The 21,442-nt window shown below is 61.2% G+C and carries 21 protein-coding genes, 1 tRNA gene and 1 pseudogene; 15 read left to right on the top strand and 8 right to left on the bottom strand.

From position 1 onward, the window contains the following. Nucleotides 1-11: 11 nt before the first annotated feature. The 3 genes from secA (at nucleotide 12) to FFR93_RS38190 (ending at nucleotide 5,598) form a co-directional block, all read left to right on the top strand. Complete coding sequence (gene secA, locus FFR93_RS38200) at nucleotides 12-2,726, top strand: preprotein translocase subunit SecA (protein ID WP_064713728.1); 2,715 nt, start codon at nucleotides 12-14, stop codon at nucleotides 2,724-2,726. A 178-nt stretch (nucleotides 2,727-2,904) separates the two neighbouring features. Next, nucleotides 2,905-4,320, top strand: a complete 1,416-nt coding sequence (locus FFR93_RS38195) for a lipopolysaccharide biosynthesis protein (protein ID WP_138396960.1) — start codon at nucleotides 2,905-2,907, stop codon at nucleotides 4,318-4,320. Continuing rightward, nucleotides 4,321-5,598 carry a GNAT family N-acetyltransferase gene (locus FFR93_RS38190; RefSeq protein ID WP_138396959.1) on the top strand — a complete coding sequence of 426 codons (1,278 nt, stop codon included), beginning with the start codon at nucleotides 4,321-4,323 and terminating at the stop codon, nucleotides 5,596-5,598. A gap of 15 nt (nucleotides 5,599-5,613) precedes the next feature. Here FFR93_RS38190 and FFR93_RS38185 read toward each other — a convergent pair whose 3' ends face one another. Continuing rightward, the gene (locus FFR93_RS38185) at nucleotides 5,614-7,242 is read right to left on the bottom strand and encodes an AMP-binding protein (RefSeq protein ID WP_138396958.1); all 1,629 of its coding nucleotides are present in this window, start codon (nucleotides 7,240-7,242) and stop codon (nucleotides 5,614-5,616) included. A 197-nt stretch (nucleotides 7,243-7,439) separates the two neighbouring features. Between FFR93_RS38185 and FFR93_RS38180 the strand changes: the two genes are divergently transcribed. Beyond that, nucleotides 7,440-8,420 (top strand): aldo/keto reductase, encoded by a 981-nt coding sequence (locus FFR93_RS38180; protein WP_138396957.1) that lies wholly within the window; start codon nucleotides 7,440-7,442, stop codon nucleotides 8,418-8,420. An 84-nt stretch (nucleotides 8,421-8,504) separates the two neighbouring features. On the opposite strand, the gene FFR93_RS38175 is transcribed toward FFR93_RS38180, so the two are convergent. Continuing rightward, complete coding sequence (locus FFR93_RS38175; RefSeq protein ID WP_138396956.1) at nucleotides 8,505-9,083, bottom strand: TetR/AcrR family transcriptional regulator; 579 nt, start codon at nucleotides 9,081-9,083, stop codon at nucleotides 8,505-8,507. Nucleotides 9,084-9,201: 118 nt separating this feature from the next. Here FFR93_RS38175 and FFR93_RS38170 point away from each other — a divergent pair, with 118 nt between their 5' ends. Beyond that, complete coding sequence (locus FFR93_RS38170) at nucleotides 9,202-10,497, top strand: MFS transporter (RefSeq protein ID WP_064710614.1); 1,296 nt, start codon at nucleotides 9,202-9,204, stop codon at nucleotides 10,495-10,497. Between the two features lie 126 nt (nucleotides 10,498-10,623). Then, nucleotides 10,624-10,708 (top strand) — tRNA-Leu (locus FFR93_RS38165). A gap of 204 nt (nucleotides 10,709-10,912) precedes the next feature. Here FFR93_RS38165 and FFR93_RS38160 read toward each other — a convergent pair. Together FFR93_RS38160 and FFR93_RS38155 are read right to left on the bottom strand one after the other, a co-directional pair. Then, entirely contained in the window at nucleotides 10,913-11,200 is a 288-nt protein-coding gene (locus FFR93_RS38160; RefSeq protein ID WP_064710615.1) for a hypothetical protein, read from the bottom strand. A 169-nt stretch (nucleotides 11,201-11,369) separates the two neighbouring features. After that, nucleotides 11,370-11,615, bottom strand: a complete 246-nt coding sequence (locus FFR93_RS38155) for a hypothetical protein (protein ID WP_138396955.1) — start codon at nucleotides 11,613-11,615, stop codon at nucleotides 11,370-11,372. 209 nt (nucleotides 11,616-11,824) lie between these two features. Here FFR93_RS38155 and FFR93_RS38150 point away from each other — a divergent pair, with 209 nt between their 5' ends. Further along, nucleotides 11,825-13,573 (top strand): cation:proton antiporter, encoded by a 1,749-nt coding sequence (locus tag FFR93_RS38150; protein WP_138396954.1) that lies wholly within the window; start codon nucleotides 11,825-11,827, stop codon nucleotides 13,571-13,573. Nucleotides 13,574-13,586: 13 nt separating this feature from the next. Here the strand turns inward: FFR93_RS38150 and FFR93_RS38145 are convergent, their stop codons facing one another. Further along, the gene (locus FFR93_RS38145) at nucleotides 13,587-13,877 is read right to left on the bottom strand and encodes a hypothetical protein (protein ID WP_138396953.1); all 291 of its coding nucleotides are present in this window, start codon (nucleotides 13,875-13,877) and stop codon (nucleotides 13,587-13,589) included. A gap of 195 nt (nucleotides 13,878-14,072) precedes the next feature. Here FFR93_RS38145 and FFR93_RS38140 point away from each other — a divergent pair, with 195 nt between their 5' ends. Beyond that, entirely contained in the window at nucleotides 14,073-14,663 is a 591-nt protein-coding gene (locus FFR93_RS38140) for a YqaA family protein (protein WP_064710617.1), read from the top strand. A gap of 20 nt (nucleotides 14,664-14,683) precedes the next feature. Further along, nucleotides 14,684-15,199 carry a disulfide bond formation protein B gene (locus FFR93_RS38135; RefSeq protein ID WP_138396952.1) on the top strand — a complete coding sequence of 172 codons (516 nt, stop codon included), beginning with the start codon at nucleotides 14,684-14,686 and terminating at the stop codon, nucleotides 15,197-15,199. Between the two features lie 11 nt (nucleotides 15,200-15,210). Here FFR93_RS38135 and FFR93_RS38130 read toward each other — a convergent pair whose 3' ends face one another. After that, entirely contained in the window at nucleotides 15,211-15,768 is a 558-nt protein-coding gene (locus tag FFR93_RS38130; RefSeq protein ID WP_064710619.1) for an HNH endonuclease, read from the bottom strand. Between the two features lie 111 nt (nucleotides 15,769-15,879). After that, the gene (locus tag FFR93_RS38125; RefSeq protein WP_138396951.1) at nucleotides 15,880-16,572 is read right to left on the bottom strand and encodes a DNA-3-methyladenine glycosylase; all 693 of its coding nucleotides are present in this window, start codon (nucleotides 16,570-16,572) and stop codon (nucleotides 15,880-15,882) included. Here FFR93_RS38125 and gluQRS point away from each other — a divergent pair. Continuing rightward, nucleotides 16,571-17,452 (top strand): tRNA glutamyl-Q(34) synthetase GluQRS, encoded by an 882-nt coding sequence (gluQRS, locus tag FFR93_RS38120; protein ID WP_138396950.1) that lies wholly within the window; start codon nucleotides 16,571-16,573, stop codon nucleotides 17,450-17,452. The two genes, FFR93_RS38125 and gluQRS, sit on opposite strands and share 2 nt — an antisense overlap. Here gluQRS and FFR93_RS38115 read toward each other — a convergent pair. Next, nucleotides 17,417-18,340, bottom strand: coding sequence for a YihY/virulence factor BrkB family protein (locus tag FFR93_RS38115; protein ID WP_064713737.1), 924 nt, complete (start codon nucleotides 18,338-18,340; stop codon nucleotides 17,417-17,419). The two genes, gluQRS and FFR93_RS38115, sit on opposite strands and share 36 nt — an antisense overlap. A gap of 76 nt (nucleotides 18,341-18,416) precedes the next feature. Between FFR93_RS38115 and FFR93_RS38110 the strand changes: the two genes are divergently transcribed. The 5 genes and pseudogenes from FFR93_RS38110 to FFR93_RS38090 form a co-directional block, all read left to right on the top strand. After that, nucleotides 18,417-19,250 (top strand): SDR family oxidoreductase, encoded by an 834-nt coding sequence (locus FFR93_RS38110; RefSeq protein ID WP_064713738.1) that lies wholly within the window; start codon nucleotides 18,417-18,419, stop codon nucleotides 19,248-19,250. A gap of 18 nt (nucleotides 19,251-19,268) precedes the next feature. Beyond that, nucleotides 19,269-19,472, top strand: coding sequence for a twin transmembrane helix small protein (locus tag FFR93_RS38105; protein WP_064710624.1), 204 nt, complete (start codon nucleotides 19,269-19,271; stop codon nucleotides 19,470-19,472). 250 nt (nucleotides 19,473-19,722) lie between these two features. Beyond that, on the top strand, nucleotides 19,723-20,301 hold the full coding sequence (locus FFR93_RS38100) for a cob(I)yrinic acid a,c-diamide adenosyltransferase (RefSeq protein WP_064713739.1): 579 nt from the start codon (nucleotides 19,723-19,725) through the stop codon (nucleotides 20,299-20,301). 32 nt (nucleotides 20,302-20,333) lie between these two features. After that, the gene (locus FFR93_RS38095; RefSeq protein ID WP_138396949.1) at nucleotides 20,334-21,116 is read left to right on the top strand and encodes a rhomboid family intramembrane serine protease; all 783 of its coding nucleotides are present in this window, start codon (nucleotides 20,334-20,336) and stop codon (nucleotides 21,114-21,116) included. A gap of 183 nt (nucleotides 21,117-21,299) precedes the next feature. Continuing rightward, nucleotides 21,300-21,442: pseudogene (locus tag FFR93_RS38090) on the top strand (electron transfer flavoprotein subunit beta/FixA family protein); the annotation flags it as partial.

Raw genomic sequence — 21,442 nt, 5'->3', positions numbered from 1 at the left:
GGACCAGTCACATGGTCAGCTTTGGCGGTATAGCCCGCAAGTTATTTGGGTCGTCCAATGATCGCCGCGTGCGGTCCTTCCAGCCGAACGTCACTGCGATCAACTCCATCGAAGAGAAGACGAAAGCCCTGACGGACGAGCAGCTCGCGGCAAAGACCGTCGAATTCCGTGCTCTTCTTGCCGAAGGCAAAACGCTCGACGACATTCTGATTCCCGCCTTCGCCGTCGTGCGCGAGGCTTCGCGCCGCGTTCTCGGCCTGCGACCTTTTGACGTACAGCTGATTGGCGGCATGATCCTGCACTCGAATGCGATCGCCGAGATGAAGACCGGCGAAGGCAAGACCCTCGTGGCCACGCTGCCGGTCTATCTGAACGCGCTTTCCGGCAAGGGCGTGCACGTCGTCACCGTCAACGATTATCTCGCCCAGCGCGATGCCGCGAACATGGGACGCGTCTACGGCTTCCTCGGGATGACCACGGGTGTCATCGTCCACGGTCTCTCCGACGAGGAGCGCCGCGCCGCCTATGCCTGCGACATCACCTATGCCACCAACAACGAGCTCGGCTTCGATTATCTGCGCGATAACATGAAGTACGAGAAGAATCAGATGGTCCAGCGCGGCCACAATTTCGCGATCGTCGACGAAGTGGACTCGATCCTCGTCGACGAGGCGCGCACGCCGCTGATCATCTCCGGCCCCCTCGACGACCGCTCCGAACTCTACAATACGATCGACGCCTTCATTCCGCTGCTGGAGCCTAGCGATTACGAAATCGACGAAAAGCAGCGCTCCGCCAACTTCTCCGAAGAAGGCACCGAGAAGCTGGAAAATCTGCTCCGCCAGGCCGGCCTCTTGAAGGGCAATGGCCTTTACGACATCGAGAATGTGGCCATCGTCCACCACATCAACAATGCACTGAAGGCCCACAAACTCTTCCAGCGCGACAAGGACTACATCGTCCGCAACGGCGAAGTCGTCATCATCGATGAATTCACCGGCCGCATGATGCCGGGCCGGCGCTATTCGGAGGGGCAGCACCAGGCACTCGAAGCCAAGGAAAAGGTACAGATCCAGCCGGAAAACCAGACGCTCGCTTCGATCACTTTCCAGAACTACTTCCGCATGTACGACAAGCTCGCCGGCATGACCGGCACGGCGCAGACGGAAGCGGAGGAATTCGGCAATATCTACAATCTCGATGTCATCGAGGTCCCGACCAACCTGCCGATCAAGCGTATCGACGAGGACGATGAGGTCTATCGGACCTTCGACGAAAAGTTCAAGGCGATCATCGACGAAATCCTCGATGCTCATAAACGCGGCCAGCCGGTGCTCGTCGGCACGACCTCGATCGAGAAGTCGGAGCTGCTCGCCGAGCGCCTGCGCAAGCAGGGCTTCAACGACTTCCAGGTGCTGAACGCCCGCTACCACGAGCAGGAAGCCTATATCGTCGCCCAGGCAGGCGTGCCGGGCGCCGTCACGATCGCCACCAACATGGCCGGCCGCGGTACCGACATTCAGCTCGGCGGCAACCTGGAAATGCGTATTGAACGCGAACTCGGCGAAGTCGAGGCCGGTACGGAGCGCGACGCCAGGGTCCAGGCGATCGTCGAGGAGATCAAGGAGCTCAAGCAGAAGGCGCTCGCCGCCGGCGGTCTCTACGTCATCGCCACCGAACGCCATGAGAGCCGGCGCATCGACAACCAGTTGCGCGGCCGCTCCGGCCGCCAGGGCGACCCCGGCCGCTCGAAATTCTACCTTTCGCTTCAGGACGACCTGATGCGCATCTTCGGCTCCGATCGCATGGACAGCATGCTGACCAAGCTCGGCCTCAAGGAGGGCGAAGCGATCGTCCATCCCTGGATCAACAAGGCCCTCGAGCGCGCGCAGAAGAAGGTCGAAGCCCGCAACTTCGATATCCGCAAGAATCTGCTGAAGTATGACGACGTCCTCAACGATCAGCGCAAGGTGATTTTCGAGCAGCGTCTCGAGCTGATGGAATCGACCAATATTTCCGAGACCGTCTCCGACATGCGCCGCGAAGTGATCGAGGATCTTGTCGAAAAGCATATCCCCGAGCGCGCCTATGCCGAGCAATGGGATGCCGTCGGCCTGAAGACCGGCGTTACCAACATCCTGAACCTCGATCTGCCGATTGAGGAGTGGGTCAAGGAAGAAGGCATCGGCGAGGACGATATTCGCGAGCGCCTGACGCAAGCTGCCAACGCCGCCTTCACCGAAAAGGCGGAGCGCTTCGGCGACGACATCATGCATTATGTCGAACGCTCGATCGTCATGCAGACGCTCGATCATCTCTGGCGCGAGCACATCGTCAACCTCGACCATCTGCGCTCAGTCATCGGTTTCCGCGGCTACGCCCAGCGCGACCCGTTGCAGGAATACAAGTCCGAAGCCTTCGAACTCTTCACCGGCCTCCTCAACAATCTGCGCGAGGCCGTCACCGCCCAGCTGATGCGCGTCGAGTTGGTGCAGCAGGCGCCCGCCGAGCCCGAACCGCCGGTGATGCAGGCTCATCACCTGGATCCGACGACAGGCGAAGACGATTTCGCCCCGATCTACCAAGCCTCCGAAGTCATGGTCTCGCCCGAGAACCGCAATCCCGACGACCCTGCCACCTGGGGCAAGGTTGGTCGCAACGAGGCCTGCCCCTGCGGCTCAGGCAAGAAGTACAAGCATTGCCACGGCGCCTTCGAGCAGGTCTGAATCAAGATGCAAAAGCTGGAAAATGCCGCCTCCGGGCGGCATTTTCTTTTCTGCGGCAGCACCGAAAACTCTGCCTTTACAGTCGAATGGCAGTCCCAAATCCGGAACCGTTTCTTAACCCTGTTCTGTCAAGACTTCAGGGACGATTTGCCTGACCTCAGAGTTTTGCGTGTTTATCATGGCGGTCATAGAAACAGCGGAGAAAGTGCTGCCCGCGGGCCTGCGCCCGATCGGCGGCCGTACGCTGCGAATGTTTGCCGCCATGTTCACCGAACGTGGCGAAAAGGCTGCAGCCCGGCGCATGGCGCTGACGGCCTTCTCGATCCGCATCCTCAGTGCCGCACTCGCCTTCATCTCGCAGATCGTGCTCGCACGGCTGATGGGCGAGTATGAATATGGTATCTTCGTTTTCGTCTGGGTGCTGATCGTCGTCTTCGGCGATCTCTCCTGCCTTGGCTTCCACACCGCGATCGTGCGCTTTCTTCCGCAATACAAGGCGGCGGGCGCCTTCGATGAAATCCGCGGCCTGACAGGCACGGCACGCATATTCGCAATGCTTTCCGGCACGGTAATGCTCGCCGCCGGCATGATCGGCCTGCATTTCTTCGGTGATATGATCGAGACCTATTATCTCGTCCCGATCTTCCTAGGCCTGCTTGCCATGCCGATGATCGCACTTGGCGACATTCTGGAAGGCACGTCGCGGGCGAACCATTGGCCGGTGATGGCGCTGAGCCCGGTCTACATCATCCGGCCGATCCTCATCATCGCCTTCATGCTGACTGCGATTGCGGTGGGCGCAGAGCACACGGCCGTCACCGCCATGCAGGCGGCGCTTGCCGCCACCTTCGTCACTGCGCTTGGCCAATATGGCGCGACACTCCACCGCCTTCGCCGGCATTATGATGAGGGGCCGCGCAAGGTCGAATTCCTCGCCTGGCTCAGCGTCGCCTTCCCGATCTTCCTGATCGAGGGTGTGAGTTTCCTGCTCACCAATTCCGATGTCATCGTCGTCGGCATTTTTCTTGAGCCGCACGACGTCGCCATCTATTTCGCCGCCGCAAAGACCATGGCGCTGGTGCATTTCATCAATTTCTCGGTCAAGGCGGCTTCCGGCCCGCGCTTTTCCTCGATTATCGCCGAAGGCGACCATGCTCAGCTGGCGGCCGCCGCCGCCGACGCCGCCCGCTGGACTTTCTGGCCGGCGCTCGGGGTCGGCCTCGTCGTGCTCGCAACCGGCCATCTGCTGCTGTCGCTGTTTGGCGACGCCTTTACGTCAGGTTATCTGCTGATGGCAATCCTGCTTGCCGGCATCCTTGCCAAGTCACTGGTCGGCCCGGCCGAAACGCTGCTGATGATGGCCGGCAAGCAGAACCTCTGTGTCACGCTCTATGCCGGAGCATTGGCCGCCAATGTCGGCCTCAACCTTGCTTTGATCCCGCATTACGGCATCGAAGGCACCGCCGTCGCCACGGCCTCGGCCATGGCGGTCGAGGCTATCCTCCTGCATGTCGCCGTGCGCCGCACGCTCGGCATCATTCTCTTCGCCTTCGCCAGCCCCTCCGCCGCAACGCCAGAAATGAGAGTTCGATAGATGGTGCGCCTGCCCCCCGTCACCGAAAGCACCGACAGTATCTCCAACCGCATGATTCATGATCTTGCGGCGCTGCATTTCGAAGCGCCGCAGGCCGAGGCCCGCGCCGAGATCGGCCGGCCGGGGCGCGAACTCTGCCTCTACCCCGGCAAGCTCGGCTACGAACTTCAGGACGAGCTCGACTTCCTCTCCAACCGGGCGATGGAGCCGAACGTCTTTTTCTCCGGCCGCTTCCTCGCGCCCGCCATGCCACGGATCGAAGACCGGCAGGTGAACTTCGCCCTGATCCGCGACCACAATGCCGGCCGCAGCCGGATGCGCTTCCTCCTCCCGTTTTCCCTCGATAGACCCGGTTTTGCGGTCGGCCCCTCGATCATCCGCGGCTGGTCGAACAGCTTCGGCCCGCTCGGCACGCCGCTCGTCGATAGCGAAGATGCAGCCGAAACCCTCGACAATTTCTTCGAGGGGCTGACCGTTCCTGATCTCAACCTGCCGAGCACCCTGGTCCTGCCGGATCTGAGGTTGAACGGAATTTTCGTGCGCATGCTCAAGGCCGTGGCACTCAGCCGCAACCTTCCGCTCACTGTGGCCAATCCCTATTTGCGACCGATGCTGCAGAGCGAGGAGGAGGCGCCTGCCTATCTCGGCAAAACCATATCCTCCTCGCATATGCGCGAGATGCGCCGCCAGTGGCGCCTGCTGGAGGAACAGGGAACGGCCGTCTACGCCGTCGCGCGCCAGCCGCGCGAAGTCCACATCCGGTTCGAGGAGTTTCTGGCGATGGAAGCCGGCGGCTGGAAGGGCAAGCGGCGAAGCGCTCTCGTCACCGATCGCTATCATACCGCCTTCGCGCGCGAGGCCGTCTCGAACCTTGCCGCCGTCGACGCCGTGCGCATCCATACGATTGATCTCAACGGCAAGGCCATCGCCGCCATCGTGGTGCTGATGATGGGCGGCGAGGCCTATACCTGGAAGACGGCCTATGACGAGAACTATGCCCGCTATTCGCCGGGCAAGCTCCTGATGAGCGAACTCACGGAATGGCATCTCGACGATGCCAACATCGTGCGCTCGGATTCCTGCGCCGTCTCCGACCACCCGATCATGAGCCGCTTTTGGCAGGAGCGCGAGGAGATGGGGACCTTGGTCATAGGCCTGACGCAGAACGGCGACCGCGACATGCGCCAGGTCGCCGCCCAGCTCCACATGTATCGCAGCACCCGCAACATGGCGAAGATGCTGCGCGAGAAGATTATGTCGCTCGCTGGCCGAGGCTAAGCAACTCCGGAATGCTTAGCCCTCAGCCGCAGCTTTCTCCCGCAGCAGCCGGCGGATCACCTTGCCTGTTGTCGTCAGCGGCAACGACTCGACGAATTCCACCTCGCGCGGATATTCGTGCATCGAAAGCCGCATCTTCACCCATTCCCTGATTTCGGCGGCCAGCGCCTCGCTCGGCGAATGATCGGGCGACAGCACGATGTAGGCCTTGACGATCTCGGTGCGCACGGCATCAGGTTTGCCGACGGCTGCGGCAAGCTGCACGGCGGGATGGCCGATCAGGCAATCCTCGATCTCGGCCGGGCCGATGCGGTATCCGGACGAGGTGATGACGTCGTCGTCGCGGCCTTCGAAGGTGACGTAGCCGTCTTCGTCCTGCCGGCCGATGTCGCCGGTAAGCAGCCAGCCCTTGAGAAATTTTCGCTCGGTCGCCGCCGCGTCGTTCCAATAACCGAGGAACATGACGGGATCGGCACTGGCGATGGCGATCTGGCCGGCTTCGCCCGTCGGCAATTCGTCGGCGGCCTCGCTGACGATCGCGACGCGATGTCCAGGCACCGCCCGTCCGATGGCCCCGGCCTTCGTGACGCCAAAGGCGGCACTCGACGACAGCACGAAATTGCACTCCGTCTGGCCGTAGAATTCGTTGACGGTGATGCCGAGCGTGCGACGCGCCCAATCATAGGTCTCCCGGCCGAGTGCTTCTCCCGCCGAGCCGATAGTGCGCAGCACCAGATCATATTTCGACCTGGGATCGGAAACAGACCGCATCAGCCGAAGCGCCGTCGGCGGGATGAAGGCGTTGCGCACCTTCATCTCCGCCATGATCCGAAAGGCCATGTCGGCATTGAATTTCTGCGCCGGTGATGAGACGACCGGAACGCCGAGCAGAAGGCTCGGCAGCAACGCATTGAGCAGACCGCCCGCCCAGGCCCAGTCGGACGGGGTCCAGACCTTGTCGCCCGCCTTTGGAAACCCTTCATGGGCGAACTGCATGCCGGGAATATGCCCGGGCAGAACACGGTGGCCATGCAAAGCGCCCTTGGGCGGCCCGGTCGTGCCCGAGGTAAAGATCATCAGCGCCGGATCGTCGGGCTTTGTCTTCTCTCCCTCGAAGACCGGCGCATGCGAGGCGGTCAGATCGGCAAAGGAGAGGGCGTCGGCAGCGTTGCTGACACTGATCACATGTCGCAGCTCCGGCAGACGGTCCCGGATCTGCCGGACGCGATCGAGGCCGAAATCATTGGTGATGATCGCCGCCGCACCTGAGATCCTCAGCCGATATTCAAGCGCCTCGACGCCGAACAGCAAAGCCAGCGGCAGGGCGATCGCACCCATCTTATAGATCGCGACGTGCGCAATCACGGTCTCGAAGGACTGGGGCATCAGCAGAGCAACGCGATCGCCGCGCTCGATGCCGAGCGACGCCAGCGTATTGGCGAACGCCGAAGAGGCACCGGAAAGTTCGCCATAGGTCAGTGAAAGATGGTCGCCGCCCTCGCTGAAATGCTCCAGACAGACGCGCTCTGGATCTCGCGCCGCCCATTCGTCGCTGACGGCGCGGCCGATGTTGAAATCCTCTGGAATCCGCCAGGAAAAATCGCGGTAGAGATCGTCATAACGATCAAGGGACGGCAGTCTCATAGTCGGATTCCGGTGAAATGCTGCAGCAGCTAACACCTTGAGGCGCGGATGCGCAAGCCACAGACCAACTGCTGCCCATCACGCATCATTGTACTTACCATCCGCAGATTCCTCGTTCAGTCCCCCTGCATCTTTGGCGGCTTCGCACTAGATGTTGAAACGCCGCGTGGGGGTTATCTCGATTCTGGAGTCGTTTCATGGAATACGTCAAATTTGGAAAGACCGGCCTCGAAGTATCGAAAATCTGCCTCGGCTGCATGACCTTCGGCGACCCTGCGCGCGGCAATCATGCCTGGAGCCTGCGGGAAGAGGAGAGTCGGACGATGATCAAGCAGGCGATCGACCTCGGCATCAATTTTCTCGACACAGCAAACACCTATTCCAACGGCTCGTCGGAGGAGATCGTCGGCCGCGCCATCAAGGACTTCGCCAAACGCGAGGACATCGTGCTGGCAACCAAGGTGTTCAACCGCATGCGACCTGGCCCGAATGGTGCCGGTCTGTCGCGCAAAGCGATCTTCGACGAGATCGACAATAGCCTGCGCCGCCTCGGCACCGACTATGTCGACCTCTATCAGGTTCATCGTTTCGACTATACGACGCCGATCGAGGAAACGCTGGAAGCGCTGCATGACATCGTGAAATCGGGCAAGGCGCGTTATATCGGCGCCTCATCCATGTATGCCTGGCAGTTCGCCAAGGCGCACTACGTCTCTCGGCTGAACGGCTGGACCGAGTTCGTCAGCATGCAGAACCACCTGAACCTGCTCTACCGCGAGGAGGAGCGCGAAATGCTGCCCTTCTGCGAAGACCAGAAAATTGCCGTCATCCCCTGGAGCCCGCTGGCCCGCGGCCGCCTGACCCGCGACTGGGACGAGACGACGGCCCGCAGCGAAACCGACGAATTCGGCAAGACGCTTTACACCCAGTCCATCGATGCCGACCGCAAGATCGTCGATGCCGTCGCCGAAATCGCCAGAGCCCGCGGCATCTCGCGCGCTCAGGTCGCCACCGCCTGGATCCTGCAGAAGAGCATGGTGACCGCCCCGATCATCGGCGCATCCAAACCGAACCACCTGACGGATGCCGTTGCCTCGCTGTCCGTCAAACTCACCGCCGATGAAATCGCTGCACTCGAAGCGCCCTACATCCCGCATGCCGTCGCCGGCTTCAAATAGTGGCCGGTCGGCAGGCAGAAGGACATGTAATTCCCTGTCCCGCCTGGCGTGGAGAGGGTCGGAACATCGGCTCCGCGATCGGGATTATGTCCCATTGGCGGGATCGAGCTGCCGGCGCATCGTCACCAGAAATTGCTCGGCAAGCGCCCTGTCCTCGACGGCGCGGGCAAGAATTACGGCCCCCATCATCGATGAGAGCGTCGTCGCGGCATTGGCGCGGCGCTCCTCCTCCGTCTCGCCGGGAACGATATCGGCAAGCGTGTCGACCAGCACGGACAGCCCGTCGCTGAAGACCGCGCGAACCGCGCCGCGGCTGCGGCTCACCTCCTGGATCAACGTCGCGAAGACACAGCTGCCGCCCGGATCGTCAACCGTGCGCCAATGGATATAATGGTCGAGAAGTGCTTGCAGCGGCCTGTCCGGAGACTCGGCAATATGTTCCTTCCAGCGAGTCTCGACCTTGTCGATCAGCTTGCGGCTGACCTCAAGCGCCAGTTCGTCCTTGGAGCTGAAATGGCCGTAGAAGCCGCCATGCGTCAGCCCCGCCGCCTTCATGATGTCGGCGACGCCGACGCCGTCGAAACCATTCTCGCGAAAGAGCACGCCGGCAACACTGAGGATCCTCTCCCGGTTTTCGGCAAATTTCTCGCGGCTGACCCGCATCTTCGTCTCCAGAAATAGTCGCTTGACAAATTATATGATGTCCATCATCAATAAGCAACAATTATGATGATCATCATGTAAAACTGCTTCCCACCTGAATTCGAACGGAATTTCCCTTATGGTTTCCACGGCCCTTGCCTCCTCCCTTGCCCGGCGCAACATTCACTATGGTTGGATTGTCGTTGCCGCGACCTTCCTGACCATGCTGGTGACGGCAGGCGCCATGGGCGCACCCGGCGTTCTGATCAAACCGCTCCAGGACGAGTTCGGCTGGGAGACCTCGCAAATTTCGTCCGCACTGGCGGTCCGCTTGATCCTTTTCGGCCTCATGGGTCCGTTCGCCGCCGCCTTCATGAATTATTTCGGCGTGCGAAAGGTCATCGTCTTTGCATTGGCGCTGATCGGCTCGGGCTTCATCGGCTCGCTTTTCATGACCAAGCTTTGGCATCTGCTGGCCCTGTGGGGCATCGTCGTCGGCTTCGGCACCGGGCTGACGGCGATGGTGCTGGCGGCAACGGTATCGGCGCGTTGGTTCGTCAAGCATCGCGGTCTGGTCGTCGGCATGCTGTCGGCAAGTTCGGCCACCGGCCAGCTGGTCTTCCTGCCGCTGATGGCGGAACTCACCGAACGTTACGGCTGGCGTGCCACCGTGTTCTTCGTCTGCGCCATGATCATGGCTGCCGCCCTTCTCGTCCTTCTCTTCATGCGTGACCGCCCCTCGGACGTGAACTTGCCGTCACTTGGAGAAACCCATGTCGCGCCTGCGCCGCCGCGCACCACGCTCGGCGCCGCGCTGATGACGCCGATCACCACGCTCCGCGAAATCTCGACGACCTCGACGTTCTGGATCCTCTTCTCCACCTTCTTCATTTGCGGCCTCAGCACTAATGGCCTCATACAGACCCACTTCGTCACTCTCTGCGGCGATTTCGGCATCATGCCGGTGGCCGCCGCTAGCGTGCTCGCCGTCATGGGCATATTCGATTTCTTCGGCACCATCGGTTCCGGCTGGCTTTCCGACCGTTTCGACAATCGCTGGCTGCTGTTCTGGTACTACGGTCTGCGCGGCCTCTCGCTGCTCTACCTGCCCTTCAGCGATTTCAGCTTCTACGGCCTTTCCATCTTTGCCATCTTCTACGGTCTCGACTGGATCGCTACCGTGCCGCCGACCGTCAAGATCGCCGCCGACCGATTCGGCCGCGAAAAGGCCGGCATCGTCTTCGGCTGGGTCTTTGCCGGACATCAGCTGGGCGCCGCCACCGCCGCCTATGGCGCCGGCTTATCGCGCACGGAATTGTCGAGCTACCTGCCCGCCTTCTTCGTCGCCGGCGCCTTCTGCCTCCTGGCCTCGATTCTCGCCATCACGCTGAAGAAGTCCGGCCTCCCCAGCGCGGCACCTGCCGCCGCCCACTGATATGAAAAGAGATCCGGCCTTTCGAAACCAGGCCGGATCCTCCAACGCTCCATTGCGATAACTTCGCCGGCCCGTCTTGCGCGCGCGGGTGCTCGCATGTTAGACAGCCGCCCGTCCGTATCCGTTGCCCCATTGGCGGAATTGGTAGACGCGCTCGACTCAAAATCGAGTTTCGAAAGAAGTGCTGGTTCGACCCCGGCATGGGGCACCATCTACGCTCCGTGGGGCTTCGGCTCGGCGAGCCGAAGAGAGCAGCAAGGCGGAGGCTGTCTCGCCGCAGTCCGTCAGGAACGAAGGCGGACTGGTTCGATTATGCTCCGCTTAGCGGCACCACCATCCCGAATGCCGTCGTGTCGCGCCTCCGCATCATCGAGCTGACGCGGAAGCACGGAACGAATGCACGTCTGACCGAAAACTACTTGTTCTTCAGCAGCCACATCTTGCCGGCCATGGTGATGCCGTAAACATCTTTCGATGCGTCATCGTCGAGGTGCCGCCGCTCGAGCAAGCCCGGCTCGTTCAACTCGCCCAGCGTCTTTGCCGTGACCGATTTCACCTTCTGCGGCCGCTCTTTCCAGCGGTCGGTCTTTGCGTAGGTCACCGTCGCGTTCTGATGCGTCCATTTGTTCGCCGGCTGAGGATAAAGATCTCCATCCCTCGCGAGTTTGAGTGCGGCGATCTGGGATGGGGTAAGCTCAATCATAATGAAATTTCCTGTGCGGGGTTCTATGCGCTGGGAATGCGCTTCGAACGAATGGGTGCTCATAACACCGCCTGATCACTTCCACCACCGCAATGAGCTGTCCGTGCCCATGAAAGGAGAAAACCCGGCTAGCAAGGGGTCCGGGTTTCGTCCTTGTAGCGAATTTTCGTCAATAGCAGCGGCTTGCCGTCCTGGTCACCTCGCCTTCATCGGTCTGACGGGGGACGCACCTGGTTTCGCAGCCATCATGTCGATAGCGGCGGTGCTCACGTTTGCGCACAGCACCGAAAGTGACGCCGCGTTCACTTATGGTGAATGCCGGCCCCCTCGTAACGATAGTCATCGCGAGAGCAGGCGCTGCAAACGAGCAGGTGGCAAGGGCCGCCACGGCACAGTTCAGATTGATCTTTCTCATGTCCTTTCTCCTTGTCTAAAGGGCCTACGAAGCAAAAGGGAAGTGGTTCCGACATCAGCGGCAAACCTGTCATTCTGGAATCGAAGTGGAATTTATTGTTCGCGACTAGGCCGACGCCTCCCAGACCAGCCGCAAAACGCAAATCAACTATTTAATTTTGCTTGAGCTTCGTCCAAGGTGGCGGCCGTTACCATCAGACGAGGGCAGACGTGCATCAGGAAGTAGGACTCATCGCGACGGTCGCCGTCAGTTTCGTTTTCGCGGCAGTCCTCGGTTATGGCGCCGACCGGTTGCGACTGCCGCCGCTCGTCGGCTATCTGTTGGCCGGCATCCTGATGGGTCCATTCACGCCGGGCTTCGTCGCCGACACCGCCCTTGCCGGGCAGCTCGCCGAAATGGGCGTCATCCTGCTGATGTTCGGCGTCGGCCTGCATTTTTCGGCCTCCGATCTGCTCGCTGTACGCGGTATCGCCGTGCCAGGTGCGATCGGCCGCATTTTCCTCGCCACATTGCTGGGCATAGGCCTCTGCAAGCTCTGGGGCTGGAGCCTTGGCGCCGGCATCGTCTTCGGCCTCAGCCTTTCGGTGGCGAGTACGGTCGTGCTCCTGAAAGCGCTGGAGGAGCGCAATCTCGTCAATGCGCCAAGCGGGCGCGTCGCCGTCGGTTGGCTGATCGTCGAGGATCTTGCGATGGTGCTGGCGCTGGTGCTGCTGCCGGCGCTGGCAGAGCTTCTCGGCGGCCACGCCGTCGATGCGACCAATCACGGCCTCGGCGAGCTGCCGCTCGCCCTGACGATCGGGCTGACCTTGTTCAAGGTGCTGGCCTTCGCCGCCATGGCGATCTTCCTCGGCCCCCGTATCGTGCCTTGGCTACTGACGATGATCGCCCGCACCGGCTCGCGCGAACTCTTCACGCTGACGGTCCTGGCGATCGCGCTCGGCATCGCCTTCGGCTCGGCGGCGATTTTCGGCGTCTCCTTTGCGCTCGGTGCCTTTTTCGCCGGGGTCGTCATGAGCGAATCCCAGCTCAGCCACAGAGCGGCGGCCGATTCGCTGCCGTTGCAGAACGCCTTCTCCGTGCTGTTCTTCGTCTCCGTCGGCATGCTCTTCGATCCCTCGATTCTTGTGCGCCAGCCGCTGGCCGTGATCGGCGCCCTGGCGCTCGTCATCCTCGGCAAGGCCGTCATCACCTTCGCGATCGTCATGCTGCTGCGATATCCGATCGGCATGGGTTTGGCCCTGGCCGGCGGTCTTGCCCAGATCGGCGAATTTTCCTTCATCCTCGCTGGCCTCGGCGTCTCGCTAGGGCTTCTGCCGCATGAAGGCCAGGATCTGATCCTTGCTGCAGCGATCCTGTCGATCACACTCAACCCGATTGTGATCTTCGCGACCGAAGGCATGAGGAAATATATCCATTCGAACTGGCCCGTGCTCTTCGAAAGCTTCGGCAGAAAAAGGCAGAAGACGCTCGGCAAAGAATTGGAAAAGATCAGAGCGCTCGGCGAGGAACGCGAACGCCAGCATCAGTTGAAGATGCAGCAGCTGATCGAAACCTTCCCGTTGTTTTCCCAGGTCGGCGAGGATGCGCAGGAAGAGCTGCTGCTGCTTTTCAACGCGAGGTCGGCTCCACCCGGCGAACGTGTCATCCGTCGCGGCGACCGCGGCGACAGCATGTATTTCATTTCCTCAGGCGCGGTCGAAGTGCGGCTCGCCAGCGGAGCGATCCGTCTGGAACCGGGTTCCTTCTTCGGCGAAATGGCGCTGCTGAGCGGTGGAAGGCGCACGGCGGACGTCATCGCCGTCGACTTCTGCCAGTTCGAAGTGCTGGAGCGGCGCGATTTCAACATGTTCATGTCGCACCACCCCAATCTGCGCGCCATCGTCAGCGAAATGGCGCAGAAACGCACGGAGATGAACGTGCTGCGCCAGCAATGGGAAAAATCAATGGATCTTTCCTGAGGCGGTGATCGTCTCAACCCGCCGGCCAGTAGCCATCGGAGCGGAAATCATCCGGGATCGGGTCGAGCCGCGACAAGGTCTCGGCTGCGAAATCGATCTGCAGCGACAGGTATTTCAGGGACGCAACCATCGGCGCGCCGGTGACAAATTCGCGGACGCGGGACATGTGATAACCGCTCTCGCTGAGTCGCCGCGCCGCTTCCCGGCGCACGTCTTCCCTGCTCGGTCCCGGACCCGCTTCGGCCCGGTCATTCATTTGGACGGCCCGCCCAAGGCCGCCTTCGATCACATTGAACATTCTCATGCCACCCTGCACGTCGACGATACCAACCTCGCCGTAGAATGGCCGATTCGCAATCCTATGAAATCCGGGGAGGGGCAGCGACGCCTCGGTATCACAAAGTTTTTAGACAGCGGTGGCACGAAGGACACGGGCAACCATTTACAGCGCCGCACATGGACCCTAAAGCTTTTTGCACCGCAACAGGAAAGGAATGGGATGCTTCGCAGACTTTACGACTGGACCATGTCGCTGGCCTCGCGCAAATCGGCCGAAGTTTGGCTCGCCGTTATCGCCTTCGTGGAAAGCTCCGTCTTTCTCGTTCCCGCCGACGTACTTTTCCTGCCGATGGCGCTCGCCAAGCCGGAACGCTCCTATCGCTACGCTGTCGTGGCGACCTTGGCTTCTGTCCTCGGCGGTATCGCCGGCTGGGCACTCGGTTATTACGCCTATGAGACGGTGGCCCGGCCGGTTCTCGAATTTTACGGCAAGCTCGACGCCTTTGAGCAGATGAAGGCGTATGTCACCTACGAGACGATCCTCCTGCTGCTTATTACCTCAGGCCTCGCACATCTGCCGCCGATCAAGATCGTGACCATCCTGTCCGGCGTCATCCACGTCAACCTCGGTCTTTTCATCGTTTCGGCGATCGTGGCGCGCGGCGCGCGTTTCCTGTTCCTCGCCTGGCTGCTGCGCCGCTACGGCGAGCCCATCCGCCATTTCATCGAGAAGCGCCTCGGCCAGATCGTCGGCGTCGGTGCCGGTGCCCTGATCGTGCTATATGTCGGCTACCGCTCTTTCGCTCACTAGGACACTTGCGGAGTTCCGCCATGACTGCCACCCCCTCGCCGCTCGCCCGCCCCGGCTTTACCTATTCCCTGCTGCTCGCCATCGGCATGGCGGCAGCAGTCGGCGCGGCGCTCGGCTTCCAATATATCGGCGGCTATATTCCCTGTGCGCTCTGCCTCTTGCAGCGCCAGCCCTATTATTATGCCATCCCCATCGCCATTATCGGCGCGGTCTCCTCGCTCGTCGGCCTGCCGAACTGGATCACCCGGGCGCTCATTCTCGCGGCCGGTGTCCTGATGCTGGTGACGGCTGGCATGGGCGTCTATCACGCCGGCGTGGAATGGCATTTCTGGCCAGGGCCGGCGACCTGCTCGACGACTGCAAACGGCATGACGAGCAATGCCGGCGATCTGCTGACCGAACTCAATACGATCAAAGGCCCATCCTGCACCGATGCAGCGCTGAGAGTGCTTGGCCTGTCTTTTGCAGGCTGGAACGTGATCGCAGGCATTCTGCTCGCAGCTTTCGCCTTCGTCGGCGTCCGCAAATCTGCCTGAGGCGAGCCCTATCAGGGCTGCAGTTCGGTATCCCAGTAGAGATAGTCGAGCCAGCTTTCATGCAGATAGTTGGGCGGAAACAGCCGGCCGTTATTATGGAGATCCTGCACCGTTGGCTGGTAGGGCTTTTGCGCCGGGAACATGCCCGCCTGCTTCGGAAGTTTGCTGCCCTTGCGCAGATTGCAGGGCGAGCAGGCTGCCACGACATTCTCCCAGGTCGTCTCGCCGCCATGGGCGCGCGGGATGACGTGATCGAAGGTCAGATCGTCGTGAGAGCCGCAATACTGGCACTCGAACCGGTCGCGAAGGAAGACGTTGAACCGGGTAAAGGCGGGATTTCGGGACGGCTGAACGTAAGTTTTCAGGCACACGACACTCGGAAGCCGCATCGAAAAGCTCGGTGAGGAAACCGAATGTTCATATTCCGCGATGATATTCACACGGTCGAGAAACACCGCCTTGATCGCGTCCTGCCAGGACCAAAGCGACAAGGGGTAATAACTCAGCGGCCGGTAGTCAGCGTTCAGGACGAGCGCCGGCAGGGCCTGCGGGGAGACTGCAATCGTCAAGGGACTCTCCTGATCGATTCGGCATCTGCACCTGTATATTAGGCCGGTTGTTACAGGATTGTGAAGTCCAATAAATTCAGAGGATAAAGGCAATTTGAAGAGCGTGGCCGATCAGCCGATCGGCAATAGGTCGCGTCGCATTTTCACGGCGTAATAGGCCCAGAAAAGCCGGGCGGCCACCGAGCGCCACGGCGACCAGATCTCCGAAAGCTTCGCAAGCGCCTTTGCCTGCGGCCGCGCCGCAAGTCCAAGCGCGGCGCCGACGGCGTTCTGCAGCGCGACGTCGCCGGCCGGGAAGACGTCGGCATGGCCGCCGCAGAACATCAGATAGACCTCCGCCGTCCACGGGCCGACGCCCTTCAGCGCCGTCAACTCGCCAAGCGCTTCATGCGGCGGCTTCAGGCAGAGTGCGGAAAGATCGAGACGACCGGAGGCAACGGCTTCAGCGACCCGCGACAGCGTGTCGGCCTTGGCGCGCGACAGACCGAATTGCCGCCATGCATCGGGGGCAAGCAGCACGTAACCTTCAGCCGTCAGCGGCCCGTCCGCAGGCAGCATGCGGCGCCAGATCGCCTCGGCGCTGGCGCGCGAAACCATTTGCGAGACGATGATATGGGCAAGGCCGGCAAAACCCGGTTCGCGCAGCCGCAGTGGAAGAGGCCCCGCATCCGCGGCGATCGGGGAAAGGCGCGGGTCGAGGCGCAGCAGCGCTTCGAGCCCCAGCCTGACGTCATGGTCGTTGCGGATGATCTGCACCCGTCCTCCCAGTGGTTCGAAACTGAAATCCGTGGCAGAAGAAAGCATGACCACGAGCGAGCGTCAAAAACCTGTCTTTCGTTTTGCTCCGAGCCCCAACGGATCGCTGCATCTCGGCCATGCGCTTTCAGCCATCTTGAACCGCGACATGGCTGAAAGCGCAAAGGGCCGCCTGCTGCTGCGCATCGAGGATATCGACCAGACGCGCTGCACCCCTGAATTCGAGGCCGGCATCCTGAGGGACCTCGATTGGCTTGAAATCGATTGGGAAAGCCCGGTGCGGCGCCAGTCGGAACATTTCCCCGAATATCAGGCAGCGCTCCACGCGCTGATCGAGCGCGGCTTGGTCTATCCGGCCTTCCTGACACGCGGCGAGGTGAAGGCGCGCGTCTCCGCCTACGAAGCAACGGGGCAATCCTGGCCGCGCGATCCCGACGGCACGCCGCATTATCCGCCGGTTGATCGCGAGCGGCCGGAGACCGAATGGCGGGATATCGTATCCTCCGGGAAAAAGCACGCCTGGAGGCTCGATATGCGCAGGGCGCTCGACCTGATCGGCGAACTGCTGTTCTGGACGGAAACCGGCGACGGCAGGACGGGCGAAATCGCCGCCGAACCCGAGGTCTGGGGAGACGTCATCCTGTCGCGCTCGGATGCCCCCTCCAGCTACCATCTTTCGGTGGTCGTCGACGATGCGCTGCAGGGCGTCACCCATGTCGTACGCGGGCTTGACCTCTTCCACGCCACATCGGTGCACCGGCTGCTGCAGGTGCTGCTCGGCCTGCCCCAGCCCCTCTACCACCACCATCGTCTCATTCTCGACGCCGATGGCCGCAAGCTGTCGAAAAGCGAAGGTGACAGCGGCCTTGCCGAATTGCGTGCCCGGGGCATGTCAGGGGCCGATATTCGCCGCCTTGTCGGGCTCTGACCGTCGCTCGACACGCTCTCTGCCGACGATCGAAAGTGTATGGGAGAACATCCGGAAGACGCGGAACTTGATCAGCGCCGCGTTGATCTCCGCACCAATGATGAAGATGACACCGACCATGTAGAGAAAGATCAGCACGATCATAACCGAGGCGAGACCGGCATACGTGGCTGTATAGTTGGCAAAGGTCGCGAGATAATAGGCAAAGATCAGCGCACCGGCGAGCCAGAGAAGCAGCGTCAGCAAGACGCCCGGAATAACGTCGAAGACCCGCCGCTTGCCTGATGGCAGCCAGAGATGCACGACGAGCAGCCCGACGGTGAGCACGACGAGCGTGCCGTAGACGCGCCAGCTGAAGACGATGTCGAGCGTATCGGCAAACAGCGGAAACCAGCCGCGCGCATAATCGAGGGCCAGCGGCAGGGCAACGAGGAGGATGCTGATCGCGGCGAAGATGATGACGGCGATCAGCACGTAGCCCAGGCTTGCGAGGCGGGTGAAATACCAAGGCCGCGTCTCCTGCACCCTGTACGCGCGGTTGAGCGAGATGCGCAACGCCTCGACGCCGTTCGAGGCGAAATAGGCGGCGGCCAGCACCGAAATTGTAAGCAGCCCGCCGCGAGGAATGGTCAACACCTGCAGCACCTGGTCAGCGAGAGGCTTGGCGATCGCCTCGGGCCAGGTGTCGAAGATCAGATGGATGGCAGTCGAGGAAAACTGATCGGCGCCGAGGAAGCTGGCAAGCGCCGTGCCGAAGATCAGGAAGGGGAAAACCGCAAGCAGGCTCGAGAGCGCCACGTGGCTGGCCATCGCAAAGCCGTCATCCTCCACCATATGACAGATCGCGTCATAGACCACGTCGTATATCGTGCGCAGCGCCTTCGGCATTCCGTCTCCGGTTTTCCAGATTGTGTCGTTTGGCCGAATATGGGAAACGAGTCTCATTTTGTACAGGAATCATTCCATGGCGGAACAGCCTACAATCGTCGTCACCGGCTGTTCCTCCGGCATCGGCGCCTACTGCGCCCGAGCGCTGAAAGCTGATGGCTGGCGCGTTTTTGCAACGGTGCGCAATGCGGATGATCTGCCCGCACTGGAAGCCGACGGCATCGAAGCCTTCGTGATGGATTATGCCAGGGTCGAAACCATCTCCGGTCTGGTGGCCACGGTCCTCCACCGCAGCGGCGGCCGCATCGACGCGCTGTTCAACAACGGCGCCTATGGCCAGCCTGGTGCCGTCGAGGATCTCTCAACGGCGGCGCTGCGTGCGCAGTTCGAAGCGAATTTCTTCGGCTGGCATGAATTGACGCGGCAGGTCCTTCCCTCCATGCGCAAGCATGGTCACGGACGGATCGTGCAATGCTCCTCCATTCTCGGCCTGGTTCCCTACCGCTATCGCGGTGCCTACACCGCCTCGAAATTTGCGCTGGAGGGCCTCAGCATCACCCTGCGCATGGAACTCCATGGCAGCGGCGTCCATGTGAGCCTGATCGAACCCGGGCCGATCGCCACGCGCTTTACCGCCAATGCGCTCGCAAAGTTCAAGGAAAACATCGACATCGGGAATTCGCCGCACGCAGCCGATTATACCAGACAGTTGGCGAGGCTTGACGGCTCGGGGCCGGTCAACCGCCATAAACTTGGCCCGGACGCGGTCTATTCGGTATTGAAACACGCATTGAACTCGAAAAAACCAAGGCCACATTATCCTGTAACGACTCCGGCTAAACAGGGCATGCTCCTGAAGCGGCTGCTTCCGGCGGACCTCTTCTACAATCTGATGCGCTGGACCGATTGACCGAGAAAGTTGAATGCCATGTCCACGGCCACCTATATCCTTGCGATCATCGTCATGGGCCTCGTCGCCCTGGTCCTGATCCGCGGCCTCTTCAACATGATGAAGGGCGGCGATGCCAACCTCTCCAACAAGCTGATGCAGCTTCGCGTCCTGTTGCAGGCAATCGCCGTCGTCCTGATCATGCTGACACTATGGTTCACCGGCGGCGGCCGTCCGACCTGACGGAAAACCATGGAGTGGTGGGTTGATGACGAAGTGGAATGACAGAGGAGACGTGGATGCCAGATGAGGTGTCTCTTCAGTCAGCATCAAGCTTGGCGAAAAGGCCAAATCCACTCTCCGTCATCCTCGGCCTTGAGCCGAGTATCCATTCCACGGCTGCTGATGGATTCGGTGTGGGTGCTCCGGTCAAGCCCGAGCATGAGGGAGGTTGGGGTGGTGCTACAATCCTCCCGCCAGCAGGCGGTGCTGCATGGTAAAACTCAACAAGATCTACACCAAGACGGGCGACGACGGTACGACCGGGCTGGCTTCCGGTGGACGCCGAAGGAAGGACGACCTGCGCGTCGAGGCCTACGGCACGATCGACGAGGCCAATTCCGCGATAGGCGTGGCGCGGCTTTACACGACAGGATTGCCCGAGCTTGACGCGATGCTGATGTCGATCCAGAACGATCTCTTCGACCTCGGCGCCGATCTTGCCACTCCCGACACGGGCGCCCCCCCGGCCTATGAGCCTTTACGGATCGTCGAGACTCAGGTCGCGAGGATCGAGCGCGATATCGATCGGCTAAACTCCGATCTGGATCCGTTGAAATCCTTCATCCTGCCGGGTGGCAGCCCGGCCGCCGCACATCTGCATCTGGCCCGCACGACCGCACGCCGGGCCGAGCGCCTCATGGTGACGCTTGCACGCAGAGACGGTGAAATCGTCGGCGAGCAAGCGATGAAATATATCAATCGGCTCTCGGATTTTCTCTTCGTCGCGGCCCGTCACGCAAATGACCGAGGTCGTGCGGATGTGCTTTGGGTTCCGGGAAAAAACCGATAGGTTTGCCGCGATCACGATCGCCGGGGGGCCTTATGTTCATACCACTTCACGATGCCAATACGCTGAAGCACATCAGGGTCCAGTGGGTGACGCTGGCTTTGATTGCGCTGAATCTCGCCGTCTGGCTCTTCACCAGCCTGGAGAGCGAACTGGCGGCTCAGGCGACGGCGGTCGGCCTCGGCTACATCCCGGCCGTCGCCTTCGGACACGCGCAGTTGGCACAGGGATTGGAAATTGTGCCGGAGCCATTCACCTACATCACCTATGCTTTCATCCATACGGGCTTCTGGCATCTGGCCTCCAACATGGTCTTCCTCTGGGTCTTCGGCGACAATGTCGAGGATGCGATGGGGCATTTGCGTTTCCTGCTTTTCTATGTGCTCTGCGCGGCTGGCGGCGCCCTTTGTCACGGTCTGCTGACAATGACGTCGGAAGCGCCGCTGGTTGGCGCTTCCGGAGCGATCTCAGGCGTCGTTGCCGCCTATGTCATGCTGCATCCGCGCGTCAGGGTCTGGGTTCTGGTGTTTCTGCGCGTGCCCTTGCCCCTGCCGGCCTTCGTGCCGCTGCTTTTGTGGATCGGACAACAATTCTTCATGCTGGCGATTGCACCGGACGGCGACGTTTCCTGGGGCGCCCATGTCGGCGGCATTCTTACCGGTGCCCTTCTGATCCTCGTGCTGCGCCGCCCCGGCGTGCCGCTCTTCGACCGGCAAATTGTAACGCCCCGCGCCGTCAGAGATGAGGCTGACGCCGTGGCAGCAAGCACAGGTGGGCGAAGCGGGCAGCGTCTTCCTTGGGGCCGAGACCGAGGCTGACCGACATATTGACGTGAACGTAAACGTCCATATATTGCCGGAGCGAAGCCCGGCTGGCGTCATGCAAGCGTTGTATTTGGAGGAAAAACGCGTATCCATGTCGCCATTCGACGATCGAAGCGGCGCCTGAGCGCGCATTTTCCAAAAACCTCGCGAAACCAATCTCTGTTGAAGGAAGGCCCCATGAAGATTCTCGTGCCCGTCAAGCGGGTTGTCGACTACAACGTGAAGATCCGCGTGAAGCCGGATGGCACGGGTGTCGAGCTTGCCAATGTGAAGATGTCGATGAACCCGTTCGACGAGATCTCGGTGGAAGAGGCGCTGCG

It is taken from the genome of Rhizobium sp. MHM7A (assembly GCF_005862215.1).
GTDB lineage: Bacteria > Pseudomonadota > Alphaproteobacteria > Rhizobiales > Rhizobiaceae > Rhizobium > Rhizobium bangladeshense.
This window is presented reverse-complemented; position numbering and strand designations above follow the sequence as displayed.